The organism is Pseudarthrobacter sp. PvP004 (assembly GCF_017876035.1).
Taxonomy (GTDB): Bacteria; Actinomycetota; Actinomycetes; order Actinomycetales; family Micrococcaceae; genus Arthrobacter; species Arthrobacter aurescens_A.
Map to the genome: position 1 here is coordinate 2,692,531 of NZ_JAGINL010000001.1, position 13,348 is coordinate 2,705,878.

Here is a 13,348-nt window from a genome sequence, read left to right on the forward strand (position 1 = left end):
GAAGGCCCTCGCCGGCGCGCTTGGCATGGCCCCAATCCTGCCTCTTGCGGAGGAGTTGGAGTTTGAGTTTTGCCAGCTCAGTTGGCAGCGGAGGAACGTCCGCCTCTGCGGACTGGATCCGCTTGCTGTGTTTCGTCAGTATCGCCGCCAAAGTCGAGCTCTTCCCGTAGCTGCCAAATTCCATTGGTGTCGTGCTCGTAAAGTCCCATGCTAACCACAGGGAACGTCGCCCGGTAATCCCTGAGGACCGTTTCAGCTTCGTCGAGGTTTTCCTGGGCAACATCGTGGGCCACGGTGACGTGCGGGTGGTACGGGAAGGGCAGCGTCCGTTCCAGGGGACCGGTTTGAAGTTTCTCGTGCAACTGCACGCACTCTTCAAAACCTTCTTCCACGTTGACGAACACCACCGGCGAGACGGGCCGGAAGGAACCCGTGCCGGAAATGGTGATATCGAAAGGTTGCTGGGCCTGTGCAACTTCCCGGACGTGTTCCCGGGTAGCGGCCCAGTCCTGCGTGGGCGTAGTGGTGATCAGGGTGATGTGCGCAGGAATGACCTCCGCCATCGGATCACCGAACGAGGCCCTCCATTCCTGGAGTTCACGGGCGATCTCCGGCGGGAAACCGAGGATGACACCGACGCACATGGTGTCACCGGCACCGCAATCGGCGCCGGAAACAGCGGGCTGGCGGGAGTCGTCCGGACCGGCACCCTCTCGGGTGCCGGTCTTGACGTTGAGCTGGCCAGCGGAGCACATGGACTTAGCGGACTCCCTGGTTCCCGTGAGAGGAATCGCCGCGGTAGGGCAGGAAACCAACCTTGGAGTAGACATCGGCGAGGGTTGCGGCCGCAATTTCACGTGCCTTGTCCGCGCCGAGGGCCAGGAGCCGGTCCAGCTCTGCGGGATCGGCCAGGAGTTCGTTGGCACGCTCCCGGATGGGCGCCAGGTGTCCGGAGACAAGTTCGGCCAAATCAACCTTCAGGTGGCCGTACATCTTCCCTTGGTAGTCGGCCACGATCTTGTCCACCGGTGTGCCGCTGATGGCCGAGTAGATGGTCAGCAGGTTGGATACGCCCGGCTTGTTCTCGCGGTCGTAGCGGATCTCGGTCTCGGTGTCCGTGACGGCTGACTTGATGCGCTTGGCTACAGTCTTTGGATCATCCAGCAGGTTGATGAGGCCGGCCGGTGATTCCGCCGACTTGGACATCTTGGCCGTGGGGTTCTGGAGATCGTAGATCTTTGCCGATTCCTTCTGAATGAAGGCCTCGGGCACTTGGAACGTCTCGCCGAAACGGCTGTTGAAGCGGTTGGCGAGGTCGCGACTCAATTCCACATGTTGGCGCTGGTCTTCGCCCACCGGCACGCCATGCGGCTGGTACAGGAGGATGTCGGCGGCTTGGAGGATGGGATACGTGAACAGGCCAACGCTGGCGTGGTCCGAGCCCTGCTTCTGCGCCTTGTCCTTGAACTGCGTCATGCGGGCGGCTTCACCCATGCCGGTGATGCAATTCAGGACCCACGCCAATTGGGCGTGCTCTGGAACCTGGGACTGAACGAAGAGCGTGCACTTGTTTACATCCACGCCGCCCGCGATGTACTGGGCTGCAGTAACCCGGGTACGTCGGGCGAGCTCCGCAGGATCCTGCGGCACCGTGATGGCATGCAGGTCAGGGATGAAGTACACGGCGTCGTACTCGTCCTGCATCCGGACCCAGTTGACCAAGGCGCCGAGGTAGTTGCCAAGGTGCAGGGAGTCAGCGGAAGGCTGCATTCCGGACAAGACCCGGTGCTTGGCGCCCACAGCCAGTTTGGTGGACGTCACGGGTTTGGGTTCGGTGGCAGCATCAGCCGATGCGCCGGTTTCGGTCGTGGTGGAACTAGTCATGGAGCATTACCTTAGGAAGCTTAGAGCCGGTAGTCGACTACCAGCGGTGCGTGGTCAGAGAAGCGGGTGTCCCACGAAGGCGCCCGGTCCACTACAGCCGAGAAAGCGGCTGCTGCGAGGCCCGGAGTGGCCAGGTGGTAGTCGATGCGCCAGCCTGTGTCAGTGTCAAAGGCCTTACCGCGCTGTGACCACCAGGTGTAGGGGCCGGCGACATTACCTGCCAGGCCCCTGTGGACATCCCTCCATCCGATTTCTTCACCGAGGAAGCGGTCAAAGTATGCCCGCTCCTCCGGGAGGAAGCCGGCACGCTTGACGTTGCCCTTCCAATTCTTGATGTCGAGTTCAGTGTGACCGACGTTGAGATCGCCAACCACCAAGGCGTGGTCGCTGTGTTTCGCGAGCTCAGGCAGGCGGACGGTCATGGCATCCAGGAAACGGAACTTGTCCTCCTGCTTGGGTGTGCCAACCTCACCGGAGTGCACATAAGCGCTCACAACGGAGAGAGTAGTGAACTCACCGGCAGCATTTTGCACGGTGTAGTCGGCCTCAACCCAACGACCGGACGTATCGAAGTAATCGTCGCCAATGCCAACGCGGGTAGCGGTGGGCTCCTCGCGGGAAGCGATGGCCACACCGGCACGACCCTTGGCCTCGGCTTCGGTGTGGAGGATGTGCCAGCCTTCGCCGATCAGCTTCCTGACGATGTCGTCAGGAGCGCGGACTTCCTGCAGGCAGAGAATGTCTACCTCGCGAGGCTCCAGCCATTCCGCCATGCCGTTCTTGTAGGCAGCCCGCAGGCCATTGACGTTTACTGATGCGATGCGAAGGAAGTCCTTCTTCAATGCCGTACTCACCCGCTCTACTCTAGTCGATGATGGTGCCGGCCATGGGCTCGTCCGAGCCTCCGGAAGACTTGATCATGTCCCGCGCATTCGTAGCCGTTATGGCGATGGTTTCCAGTGCGCGGTTGATGGTGTCCTGGTCCGCCGTTGCACCCTTGGCACGTTCCTGATCCACTACCCGGACCTGCACCTGGACAATCTTGAATGAGTGGTCCAGCTTGAGGTCGCGGACTTCATCGGCTTTGCTGCGTTCGGCAACAACGCGCGTGCCACCGCTGTCAGCAGCGGACGACGACGGCGCCCGGCCGGCTGCGGCGTTGAAGGCATTTTGCGCTTCGGTCAGTTTGGCACCGGCCCGCTGCGCGGCCTTGCGAATGCTCAGCACCACAAACGTTGCCAAGGCCAACCAGCCGAAAGCGACGACAGCAACAACCCAGCCCACAACATCGTTCTGGTTGGCCGCGAAGATGACGGCTACCAGGAAGGCGATGATGACGACTGTCATGCCCAGGCCGCCGATGCGGAAGCCCTTGAACAGGCCTTTTCCGGCGGGGGACGTGGACGGGTGCGGGTCACCGAGAGATTGCATGAACCCATTCTCTCAAATGCGCAAAGGTGCCCTGTCCGCTTCCACGGACGGCGAACAAGGGAGTTTTGTACAGAAATCCATTAGTGGAAAGGGATCCTGTGGGGCAAGGTGGAGTCGCGCTCCAAGAACCGGGCGGGGAGCAGGACCGGCGCGGGATCCTTGGTACCGTCCATGACGTCAACGAGTTGCTGCACCAGGGCAGCAGCGGCGGCCGGGATGTCGACGTCGAGTGCGGAAATCGGCGGCTGGTGCTGCCGTGAGTGCTCGGAGTCCGAGCCCGTGCACACCAGCAGCTCCCCGGGTATGCGGACGCCACGTTCCTGCAGGGCCTGGGCTGCGCCACTGGCGTGTCTGCCCGTCAAACAGAACACTGCACCGGGTAAACCATCAGCCAGGATCCGTGCGCCCACCTCGCGGCCACCCTCCACGCCGTCACGTTCGGGTACGTGGTAGATCCGGGGCTCCGTGCCGGTTTCCAGGCACCAATCAACGTAGGCGGCCTCGCAATCGAAGTTCCAGGCGTTCCTGTCTGTGCCTCCAACATAGGCAATGGATGCAGCTCCTGCCGCAGCCAGATGGTCCAGGACAGTTCGCGTGGACGCTGCATCGTCGTGTGCCACCCAGTTCCGGAAGCCGGGGCGGCCCGGGTCGCGGTCCCAGGTGACGTAGGGAATTCCGCGTTTCTCCAGCAAAGCCACCACGGGGTCATCCAAGTGCGGCGCGAAGACGATATAGCCGTCCAAGGACATGGAGAACGGCGGCAAGGGTCCACGGCTCAGGTCGGGTACCAGCATCAGTCCGAGGTTCCTGTTGAGCGTCTCCGCCGCAGCCGCTCCTGCAAGTTTCATGAAAACGTCCACGCCATTGGGACCGTAGTTGCCCAGGCTGTCCAGGGAGCGAAACACCAGTCCGATCGCATTCATCTTTGAACTTCGCAGCCCTCGCGCCATGGCGTCCGCGACGTAGCCCATCTCCGCAGCGACGGCACGGACGTGTTCCCGGGTTGTCTCGCTGATGTTGCCCTTGCCGTTGAGCGAGTGCGACACCGTGGTGATCGACACTCCGGCTTTGCGGGCGACGTCCCAGATGGTGGCACCCTGCTGAAGTTCGCGGGCCATGCGTCCACACCTGCCGTCACCTTGGGAACTGGTTTCAGAAAACAGAATAAATCTTCTGAGCCAGCTACACAAAAACGTTTTTGTTCCGTACTTTGAGCGTCACCAGTGATCCACATCATCCCGGAGCCACTCGCCCCGAACGGGATAGGCCCCCTCAAGGAGACCCATGCAGCTTCACCGCCACACATCAACCGCGTACGATCCCCGCGAGCGCGGCTTGGACATCGGCCGCACTTGGGATGCGCAGACGCGCAATACCGCCAAGCTCTACAGTGACTTCTTCACCACTCTCGGCGTCGCCCCGAAGAAGGTCCGCGACATTGCGGAGCGGAGCCACGAGGCCTTGCGTGTTTGGAGTCCCGCACTGGCAGAGGAAGCCGAAGGCTGGGCCGACGGCGCCGGACTCGAGACGTGGGAGCTTAGTGTGGTCAACGCTCGCACTGAGATCCTGGCGGCGGCGCCTAAGAAGGTCAGCTCCCACGAATGCTCGACGGCGGTCTACGCACCTGCCGGCACTGGGGCGCCGCAAACCATGCAGACCTGGGATTGGCACGACGACCTCGCGCCGGAAGGACTCCTGCTCGAGCTGGACCCCTCCCGGGGACGGACCACCAAGACGTTCACGGAGTTCGGGACGCTGGGAAAGATCGGCGTCAACAGTGAGGGCCTCGGCCTTCACTTCAACATCCTTGCCCACTCCAGCGACGACGACTCCGCCGGAGTGCCGGTGCACGCGATCGCCCGCCGCATCCTGGATGAAGCGTCGAGCATCGAACAAGCCATTGCCATCGCTTCCTCGGCCAGGGTCAGCGCTTCCACGGTCTTTACAGTGTTCACAGCTGGAAGCACCCCACGCCGGGCCGTCAGCATCGAGACCTCCCCCGCGGGCACCGCCGTCGTGGATCCCGGCGGCGACGGCTGGCTGCTCCACACCAACCACTTCCTGGATCCCGTCCTCGCAGAGGAGGACGCAATCGACGACGGTGCGTTGTCGCCCCAGCGCCTGGCCCACCTTGGGCGCGTAACGCCGGAGCTGGCGGGCCTGAGCGTCGCGGACCGGGCCAAGCAGTTCTGCTCGTCCGAGGGAGCGTCCTCCGTGGTCTGTTTCCATCCGGATGCCTCGGCACCCCGGCACGAGCAGTGGCAGACACTGCTGACAATCAGCATTGATGCCGTCAATTGCTCCCTCACCTACGCCGCTGCCAACCCTGCCGACGCCGCACGCGATGGCTTCCAGGTCTTCTAACCCTCATCACTCCAACAAACACCCAACGAAAGGCACTTCCTTGCCGCAATCCCTTCAGCCCAATGTTGCGCTGGAACCACAAGGTCCATCGTCCAAGCGCCCCGTCTCCGCTGCGCGTACTTTCTTCATCTCTTGCTTTGGGACAGCACTGGAGTTTTATGACTTCACCATCTATGGCCTGGCAGCAGCGCTGGTGTTCCCACAGCTGTTCTTCCCCAACCTTGACCCCCTGACCGGAACCTTGGTGGCATTCGCTTCCTTTGGCGCAGGATTCCTGGCCCGCCCCTTGGGCGGGATCGTCCTGGGCCACTTCGGCGACCGCCTCGGACGGCGGAAGATCCTGATCCTGACGCTCATCCTCATGGGTGGAAGCACCTTCCTGATTGGTTGCCTGCCAAGTGCAGATTCGATCGGTGCGGCCGCCCCCATGCTGCTCATTGCCTTGCGGCTGGTTCAGGGGTTCTCTGCCGGCGGTGAATGGGGCGGAGCTGCCCTGGTGGGAATCGAGGCAGCACCGGCAGGTCGTCGAGGACTGTGGGGAAGCTTCACAAGCATGGGCATTGGGCTGGGCGTGCTGATGGGTTCCGGCGTCTTTTCGCTCACCGACGCCATTGCAGGCGGTGAAGTGGCCAGCTTCGCTTGGCGGGTTCCCTTCTGGATCGGCGGCCTGCTGGTGGTCGCGGGCCTTATTGCCCGGCTGACCCTCCCCCAGGACGAGCGCCCCTCTACCGGCGAGACACCACGCATTCCGCTGCTCGCTGTCATGAAGTCGCACCCGCGACAAATCCTGATGTCCATCGGCGTGAGCTACGGCTACAACACCTTCACCTACATCGCCACAGTGTTCCTGATGTCCTACGTGCTCCAGCACGGCTACACGGGGAGCGAATCACTGCAATTCCAGCTGTGGGGCGCGGTGGCCAGCGTCATCTCGGCGCCGCTGGCCGCGATCCTTTCGGACAGGATTGGCCGTAAGCCGGTGATGGTGGGCGGCTCCGTGATGCTCATCATCTACTTCGTGGCGTTCTTCCCGGCCATCGAGACACACACCGGATGGATTGCCCTGCTGATGTTCACGTTGGGTGGCGCGCTCAACACAGTGCCGCAGGGCCCGCTGCCGGCGTTCCTGGGCGAACAGTTCCCAGCTGCCTCCCGCTATTCAGCCATCTCGGCTAGCTACCAGATTGGTTCTGCACTCGGTGGCGGTACGGCAGCCACCGTGGCCACAGCGTTGCTGATCGCCACCCACGGTGACCCGATCGGCGTCGTGATTTACACCGTCTCCGCGCTGGCAGTCATGGGACTCTGCTCCTGGGGCCTGCGCGACCACGCGAAGCTGACCATGGCCGACATCGAAACGGCCTAGAACCGGGGCGGGCTGCGCCGGCCGTTCCTACTTCAGGAACAGTTGGCGCAGCCTGCCCGTGGTCAGCATGATGCCCAGCGCGATCATCACCACGTAATAGCCCACATGGATAGCTGTGGCCGGGCTGAACGAGCCCACGCTGATCTGCCGCAGGAGTTCCACGCCGTGCCACAGTGGCATGGCCTGGATGAACCATTGGATGACCTGCGGGTACACACTGAGCGGGTAGAACGTGGCACTGAACAGGAACATGGGCAGCAGGAAGAAGTTGATCCAGTCCATCTGCTGGAAAGTCTTCATGAAGCTGGTAATGCCCATCCCGAAGCTCGCGAAGCCGAAAGCGATCAGCACCGAGGCGGGAATGACCAGGATGGCCCACCAACTGGTGAGCAGGCCCATCACCCCCATGACTGCCGTGAAACCCGTGGCGTACAGGAGGCCCCGAAGGAGAGCCAGGAAGATCTCGCCGATGGCTACGTCCAGCGGACCCAGGGACGTGTAGAGCATCCCTTGGTACAGCTTGGCGAAGTTCATCTTGAAGAAAACGTTCCAGGTGGAGTCGTAAATGGCCCCATTCATGGCGGAGACCGCCAGGAGCGCCGGCGCGATGTACGCGGCGTAGCTGATTTCCTCGCCGCCCGGCCCTTGGACCGTGCCCACTATGGAGCCCATGCCCACGCCCATGGCCAGCAGGAACAGCACCGGCTCGAAGAACCCGGACACCATCACCAGCCAGGTGCTGCTCTTGGCCGCCATCAGCCCTCGGCCCACCACTGCCTTGGCGTTACGGGAGTACAGGGAACCGAACTTCCGCTCGCGGGCCAGGTCCGTGGCACTATGGCCACCTGTCAGGACACTCATGAGCCCATCCTCTTCACGAATTGGCGGCGCACCAGCACCCAGCCCACAACTGCCGTCACCAGCAGGAACACAATATGAGTGATGGTCAGCAACGGGTCCTGGTCCATCCCGTAGGTGAACACCCGGCCCAATTCGGTTCCATGCCAGACGGGTGAAATCCAGCCGATCCAGCGAACTGCGATCGGCAACGAATCCAGCGGGAAGAACGTCCCCGAGAACAGGAACAGCGGCATCACAATGAAGCGTTGCACCAACGCGAATTGCCCTTTGTCCTGGGTGATGCTCGCGGCGTAGGCCATCAATGGCAGGCCAAAGCTCAGGGCAGCCACCGTGGCCACAATGGCGGAGACCCAACCCCACGGACTCGGTGAAGCGCCAAACAGCGCCACCACCACAAAGTAGACCACCGACTGAAGCAGGAACCGCAGGGAACTGGCCATGATGTGGCCACTGGCGATCTGCTGCGGAATCAACGGCGAGGCATGCGGGCCGTAGAACACGCGGCGCCATTTGAAGCCGTCCATGATCGGGTAAGAGAATTCCCCCGACGCCGTCATCACCGCAGCGGAGACTAACAGGGCCGGAGCCACGAACTCCAGATAGCTGACGCCTCCGAACGCGGCCTCGCTGTTGGCATCCACCAGGCTGGCGAGCCCGACTCCCATGGCGAACAGGTACGCCACCGGCTGCCCCACGCTGTACAAGATGACGGACCAGCCGTAGTTGCGCATGACGCGAAGCACCTGCTCCGCATAGAAGAACGAGCCCCAGCGTCGCGCCCGGGCAGCCGACACCTCGGGTGAGTGGGCCCGCAACGGCCGCTCCGCCGTCGTGCTTTGATTGTCAGTCAACGAGGCTCCTGCCGGTCAGCCGCAGGAACACGTCCTCCAGCGACGAGCGGCGCACCAGCGAGGTCATGGGCCGCAGCCCTCGGGCAGTGACCTGCTCCAGCGCGGCCTCGCCGTCGTGCGCGTAGATGAGCACTCGGTCCGGCAGCGTCTCCAGGCGCTCACCGATGCCTTGAAGTTCGACGCCGATGGTCGCGTTGCGCTCGGAACCGAACCTGAGCTCGAGTACTTCGCGCGACGAGTGCTCGCGGATGAGGTTGGCGGGCGAACCTTCGGCCATGATGCGGCCTTTGTCCACCACGATCAGGCGGTCGCAGAGTTGCTCGGCCTCATCCATGTAGTGCGTAGTGAGGATCAGCGTCACGCCGCTTTCCTTGAGCCTGAAGAGCCGGTCCCACAGGATGTGGCGGGCTTGGGGATCAAGGCCGGTGGTGGGCTCGTCAAGGAGCAGGATGCGCGGCTCGTTGATAAGCGACCGCGCGATGGTGAGCCGCCGCTTCATGCCGCCGGACAACGCATCCACCTTCGAGTTCGCTTTGTCCGTCAGCTGCGCGAACTCCAGGAGTTCGTCGGCTTTGGGGCGCAGGTAGCTCAAGGGCAGGCCGAAGTAGCGACCGTAGACGATCAGGTTCTCGCGGACCCTGAGCTCTTCGTCCAGGTTGTCTTGCTGCGGGACCACGCCCAAGTGCGCCCTGACCTCGGGTCCGTGGGATTCCGGGTCCAAACCCATGATGTTCAGCGTTCCCGAGGTGCGCTGCGAGACTCCACCGATCATTTTCATGGTGGTGGATTTGCCGGCGCCGTTGGGTCCCAGCAGACCGAAAGACTCCCCGGCGGGTACGTCGAAGGAAATGTTGTCCACGGCGGTGAGTTCACCATAGGCCTTGGTGAGGTTCCGCGCGCTGATAACGGTTGGTCGGTTCATGTCGAAGCTGGTTTGCGACGATTCTGACTGTGTTGGTGACGGTGTCGGAGACGGTGTCGGAGACGGTGTCGGAGAGCGGGTTGCTTCATTGTGCACCCTCAGCAGACTAGTAGCGCCCACCGATATGTGAAAGCGTCAGCTGCGAGGCCGTTTCGGGGCTTGGCTGCCGATGATGCCGTGCGCACGGCATCTTCGGCAGCTTAGCCCCGAAACGGGCCACGGCTGTGTTCGCGGAAACCTACGCGATGCCCGCCTGGCGCTCAGCGCTCTCCACCACATTCGCGAGCAGCATGGCACGGGTCATCGGACCCACACCGCCCGGGTTCGGGGACAGCCAGGCAGCGACGTCGGCAGCGGCCGGATCCACGTCTCCGGTGACAACAGCCTTGCCGTTGCCATCGTCAACGCGGCTGACGCCGACGTCGAGCACCACTGCGCCCGGCTTGAGGTCTTCAGCCTTGATCATATGCGGCACGCCGGCGGCGGCAATCACGACGTCGGCCTGCTTGAGTTCCGCGGGCAGGTCCGCCGTTCCGGTGTGGGCAAGGATGACCGTGGCGTTGACTTCCTTGCGGGTCAGCAGGAGGCCTATGGGGCGGCCGATGGTGACGCCGCGGCCAACCACCAGGACGCGCTTGCCCTTGAGTTCAATGTTGTGGCGGCGAAGCAACTCCACACAGCCCTTGGGTGTGCAGGGCAGCGGGGACTTCATTTCGCCGTTGACGTTGGCCACAAGGCGGCCAAGGTTCATGGGGTGCAGGCCGTCGGCGTCCTTGTCCGGGTCCATGGCTTCCAGGATGACGTCCTGGTCGATGTGCTTGGGCAGCGGAAGCTGGACGATGTAGCCGGTGCACTCGGGGTTGTCGTTGAGCTCACGAACAACCTTCAGGAGCTCTTCCTGGGAAATGTCCTCGGGGAGGTCGCGGCGGATGGACTGGATGCCGACTTCGGCGCAGTCCTTGTGCTTGCCGCCGACGTACCAGGTGCTGCCGGGGTCGGATCCCACCAGGATGGTGCCCAGGCCCGGGACGATTCCCTTGGCTGCCAAGGCTGCAACGCGGGTGGTCAGTTCTGCCTTGATGGCTGCGGCGGTGGCCTTGCCGTCGAGGATCTGTGCGGTGGACTGTGTCATTCCATCTGCTCTTTCTGGTGGGTGACCTGCGTGAGTGGGCCGTGGGGAGGCCCAAGCAGACAGGACCCGCTGCCGTGGGGTATGGCGGCGGGTCCCGTCAGCCCCGGTTCAATGCCCGGGTTGTGCTTGTTTACTGATTGCTGCGGGAGCGCGGGTTACCACTGCTCGTGCTGCGGGTACAGCGGGAAGTCGGCGGCGAGCTTGTCCACGCGGGCCTGCAGCGACTCGACGTCTGCTGAGGAACCGGCCTTGAGCGCGGTGGCGATGATCTCTGCAACCTCGGTGAACTCAGCAGCACCGAATCCGCGGGTAGCCAGGGCAGGCGTACCGATGCGGAGACCGGAGGTGACCATCGGCGGGCGGGGATCGAACGGAACAGCGTTGCGGTTCACGGTGATGCCCACGGAGTGCAGAAGATCTTCGGCTTGCTGGCCGTCCAGCTGCGAGTTGCGCAGGTCAACCAGGACCAAGTGAACATCGGTGCCGCCGGTGAGGACCGAGACGCCGGCCTCGGCAACGTCGGACTGGTTCAGACGGTCAGCGATGATCTTGGCACCCTCGAGGACGCGCTCCTGACGCTCCTTGAACTCTTCACTGCCGGCGATCTTGAAAGCAACGGCCTTGGCGGCGATGACGTGCATGAGCGGTCCGCCCTGCTGGCCCGGGAAGACGCTGGAGTTGAGCTTCTTGGCCCACTCCTGCTTGCCCAGGATCACACCGGAACGCGGACCGGCGAGGGTCTTGTGAACGGTGGAGGTGACGACGTCGGAGTGCGGTACGGGGCTCGGGTGCAGTCCTGCTGCAACGAGGCCTGCGAAGTGGGCCATGTCCGTCCAGAGGAGCGCGCCCACCTCATCAGCGATGGAGCGGAAGGCAGCGAAGTCGAGGTGGCGCGGGTACGCGGACCAGCCGGCGATGATGACCTGCGGCTTCTCGGCGATGGCCTGCTCACGGAGCTTGTCCATGTCGATGCGGAAGTTGTCTTCTTCAACCTGGTAAGCCGCTACGTTGTAGAGCTTGCCGGAGAAGTTGAGCTTCATGCCGTGGGTCAGGTGTCCGCCGTGTGCCAGGGACAGGCCGAGGATCTTGTCGCCCGGGGTGATCATGGCGGAGAGCGCTGCAGCGTTTGCCTGGGCACCGGAGTGGGGCTGGACGTTGGCGTACTCGGCGCCGAAGAGTTCCTTGACGCGGTCGATGGCGAGCTGCTCAGCGACGTCGACGTATTCACAACCGCCGTAGTAGCGGCGGCCCGGGTAGCCCTCGGCGTACTTGTTGGTCAGGACGGAGCCCTGGGCTTCCATCACGGCGCGGGGGGCGAAGTTTTCGGACGCAATCATTTCCAGGGTGCCGCGCTGGCGGCCAAGTTCCTGGTTGAGGACTGCTGCGATCTCGGGATCGAGATCGGCGAGCGACTGGTTGCTGACAGACGCTGAAGTGGTGGTAGTCACGGAGATCTCCTGGCTAGGGAACGGGTGGTGCTACAGGTCAGGCTACCGGCAGCAGCATTCCCGCGTCCCCTTGATGACAGGAGGCATCGGTCACGTGCGTGCGACGGTAAGACATGACCCTCGGCCCAGGCGTACGATCCGTGGTCTTCGTGATTGCCGCTCCCTGGTGGTAGTCCACCCAACGCCAGTTGCGACCCATTAACAGTACAACAAGGCAGCACCGGTAGGCTTGTCCGTGTGACTGACTCCACCGCTTTTGTTGTGACCCTCTCCTGCCCCGACCGCCCCGGCATCGTGCACGCTGTCGCCGGCGCACTTCTTGACGCCGGGTGCAATATCGCCGATTCGCAACAATACGGAAGTCCCACCACCGGCAACTTCTTCATGCGCGTGGAGGCAACCACTGCGTCCTCCCAAGACGAACTGGCCGCTGCCCTGCGGCCGGTGGCCGAATCCTTTGGCATGACCTGGCAGATCAACCCCGTGGGCCAGAAGGTCCGCACCATCATCCTGTGCTCCAAGGACGCGCACTGCCTCAACGACCTCCTGTTCCAGCAGCGCACCGGCACCTTGCCCATCGACGTTCCGGCCATCGTGTCCAACCACCGCGACCTCGAGTCGTTGGCGGAGTTCTACGGAATCCCGTTCCACCACATCCCCGTGACGCCGGAAACCAAGCCCCAGGCCGAGGCGGAGCTGCTGAAGCTGATCGCCGAGCACGACGTCGAACTGACGGTCCTGGCCCGTTACATGCAGGTTCTCTCCAACGATCTCTGCACGGAGTTGAACGGCAAGGCCATCAACATCCACCACTCTTTCCTTCCCTCGTTCAAGGGTGCCAAGCCGTACCACCAGGCCCACGCCCGCGGTGTGAAGATCATCGGCGCCACTGCCCACTACGTGACGGCCGACCTCGACGAGGGTCCGATCATCGAGCAGGAAGTCATCCGCGTTGACCACGCACGCACGGCTGCCCAGTTCGTGCAGATGGGCCGCGACGTCGAAGGCCGTACGCTGGCCCAAGCAGTCCAGTGGCATGCCGAACACCGCGTGCTGCTCGACGGCACCCGGACCGTGGTGTTCAACTAA

The 13,348-nt window shown here is 63.2% G+C and carries 13 protein-coding genes; 3 read left to right on the plus strand and 10 right to left on the minus strand.

Annotation, left to right across the window (positions count from 1 at the left end; all coding sequences use genetic code 11):
- Positions 1-77: 77 nt before the first annotated feature.
- The 5 genes from J3A64_RS12035 to J3A64_RS12055 all read right to left on the minus strand — a co-directional run bounded on the left by J3A64_RS12035 (position 78) and on the right by J3A64_RS12055 (position 4,433).
- Positions 78-755 (minus strand): 2'-5' RNA ligase family protein, encoded by a 678-nt coding sequence (locus J3A64_RS12035; RefSeq protein WP_014921075.1) that lies wholly within the window; start codon positions 753-755, stop codon positions 78-80.
- Positions 756-759: 4 nt separating this feature from the next.
- The gene (gene trpS / locus J3A64_RS12040; protein ID WP_011773969.1) at positions 760-1,884 is read right to left on the minus strand and encodes a tryptophan--tRNA ligase; all 1,125 of its coding nucleotides are present in this window, start codon (positions 1,882-1,884) and stop codon (positions 760-762) included.
- A gap of 20 nt (positions 1,885-1,904) precedes the next feature.
- Positions 1,905-2,738 carry an exodeoxyribonuclease III gene (locus tag J3A64_RS12045; protein WP_011773968.1) on the minus strand — a complete coding sequence of 278 codons (834 nt, stop codon included), beginning with the start codon at positions 2,736-2,738 and terminating at the stop codon, positions 1,905-1,907.
- Positions 2,739-2,748: 10 nt separating this feature from the next.
- Positions 2,749-3,315 carry a hypothetical protein gene (locus J3A64_RS12050; RefSeq protein WP_014921074.1) on the minus strand — a complete coding sequence of 189 codons (567 nt, stop codon included), beginning with the start codon at positions 3,313-3,315 and terminating at the stop codon, positions 2,749-2,751.
- An 80-nt stretch (positions 3,316-3,395) separates the two neighbouring features.
- Positions 3,396-4,433 (minus strand): LacI family DNA-binding transcriptional regulator, encoded by a 1,038-nt coding sequence (locus tag J3A64_RS12055; protein WP_210064377.1) that lies wholly within the window; start codon positions 4,431-4,433, stop codon positions 3,396-3,398.
- A 166-nt stretch (positions 4,434-4,599) separates the two neighbouring features.
- Here J3A64_RS12055 and J3A64_RS12060 point away from each other — a divergent pair, with 166 nt between their 5' ends.
- Both J3A64_RS12060 and J3A64_RS12065 read left to right on the plus strand, forming a co-directional pair.
- Positions 4,600-5,679, plus strand: a complete 1,080-nt coding sequence (locus J3A64_RS12060; RefSeq protein ID WP_210064378.1) for a C45 family peptidase — start codon at positions 4,600-4,602, stop codon at positions 5,677-5,679.
- A gap of 40 nt (positions 5,680-5,719) precedes the next feature.
- Positions 5,720-7,045, plus strand: a complete 1,326-nt coding sequence (locus tag J3A64_RS12065) for an MFS transporter (RefSeq protein WP_014921071.1) — start codon at positions 5,720-5,722, stop codon at positions 7,043-7,045.
- A 27-nt stretch (positions 7,046-7,072) separates the two neighbouring features.
- Here J3A64_RS12065 and J3A64_RS12070 read toward each other — a convergent pair whose 3' ends face one another.
- The 5 genes from J3A64_RS12070 to glyA all read right to left on the minus strand — a co-directional run bounded on the left by J3A64_RS12070 (position 7,073) and on the right by glyA (position 12,259).
- On the minus strand, positions 7,073-7,906 hold the full coding sequence (locus tag J3A64_RS12070) for an ABC transporter permease (protein WP_011773963.1): 834 nt from the start codon (positions 7,904-7,906) through the stop codon (positions 7,073-7,075).
- Entirely contained in the window at positions 7,903-8,757 is an 855-nt protein-coding gene (locus J3A64_RS12075) for an ABC transporter permease (RefSeq protein ID WP_210064379.1), read from the minus strand. Before J3A64_RS12075 ends, J3A64_RS12070 begins: the two co-directional genes overlap by 4 nt.
- On the minus strand, positions 8,750-9,679 hold the full coding sequence (locus J3A64_RS12080) for an ABC transporter ATP-binding protein (protein ID WP_043805892.1): 930 nt from the start codon (positions 9,677-9,679) through the stop codon (positions 8,750-8,752). Before J3A64_RS12080 ends, J3A64_RS12075 begins: the two co-directional genes overlap by 8 nt.
- A 238-nt stretch (positions 9,680-9,917) precedes the next feature.
- Positions 9,918-10,811 (minus strand): bifunctional methylenetetrahydrofolate dehydrogenase/methenyltetrahydrofolate cyclohydrolase, encoded by an 894-nt coding sequence (locus J3A64_RS12085; protein WP_210064380.1) that lies wholly within the window; start codon positions 10,809-10,811, stop codon positions 9,918-9,920.
- 155 nt (positions 10,812-10,966) lie between these two features.
- Positions 10,967-12,259 carry a serine hydroxymethyltransferase gene (gene glyA, locus J3A64_RS12090; protein WP_014921067.1) on the minus strand — a complete coding sequence of 431 codons (1,293 nt, stop codon included), beginning with the start codon at positions 12,257-12,259 and terminating at the stop codon, positions 10,967-10,969.
- A gap of 237 nt (positions 12,260-12,496) precedes the next feature.
- Between glyA and purU the strand changes: the two genes are divergently transcribed.
- Complete coding sequence (gene purU / locus J3A64_RS12095; RefSeq protein WP_014921066.1) at positions 12,497-13,348, plus strand: formyltetrahydrofolate deformylase; 852 nt, start codon at positions 12,497-12,499, stop codon at positions 13,346-13,348.

Excerpts from the sequence above, each read along its gene's own strand:
- J3A64_RS12035 (WP_014921075.1), bottom strand. The coding sequence starts at position 755 with ATGTGCTCCGCTGGCCAGCTCAACGTCAAGACCGGCACCCGAGAGGGT.
- trpS (WP_011773969.1), bottom strand. The coding sequence starts at position 1,884 with ATGACTAGTTCCACCACGACCGAAACCGGCGCATCGGCTGATGCTGCC.
- J3A64_RS12050 (WP_014921074.1), bottom strand. The coding sequence starts at position 3,315 with ATGCAATCTCTCGGTGACCCGCACCCGTCCACGTCCCCCGCCGGAAAA.
- J3A64_RS12055 (WP_210064377.1), bottom strand. The coding sequence starts at position 4,433 with ATGGCCCGCGAACTTCAGCAGGGTGCCACCATCTGGGACGTCGCCCGC.
- J3A64_RS12060 (WP_210064378.1), top strand. The coding sequence starts at position 4,600 with ATGCAGCTTCACCGCCACACATCAACCGCGTACGATCCCCGCGAGCGC.
- J3A64_RS12070 (WP_011773963.1), bottom strand. The coding sequence starts at position 7,906 with ATGAGTGTCCTGACAGGTGGCCATAGTGCCACGGACCTGGCCCGCGAG.
- J3A64_RS12080 (WP_043805892.1), bottom strand. The coding sequence starts at position 9,679 with ATGAACCGACCAACCGTTATCAGCGCGCGGAACCTCACCAAGGCCTAT.
- J3A64_RS12085 (WP_210064380.1), bottom strand. The coding sequence starts at position 10,811 with ATGACACAGTCCACCGCACAGATCCTCGACGGCAAGGCCACCGCCGCA.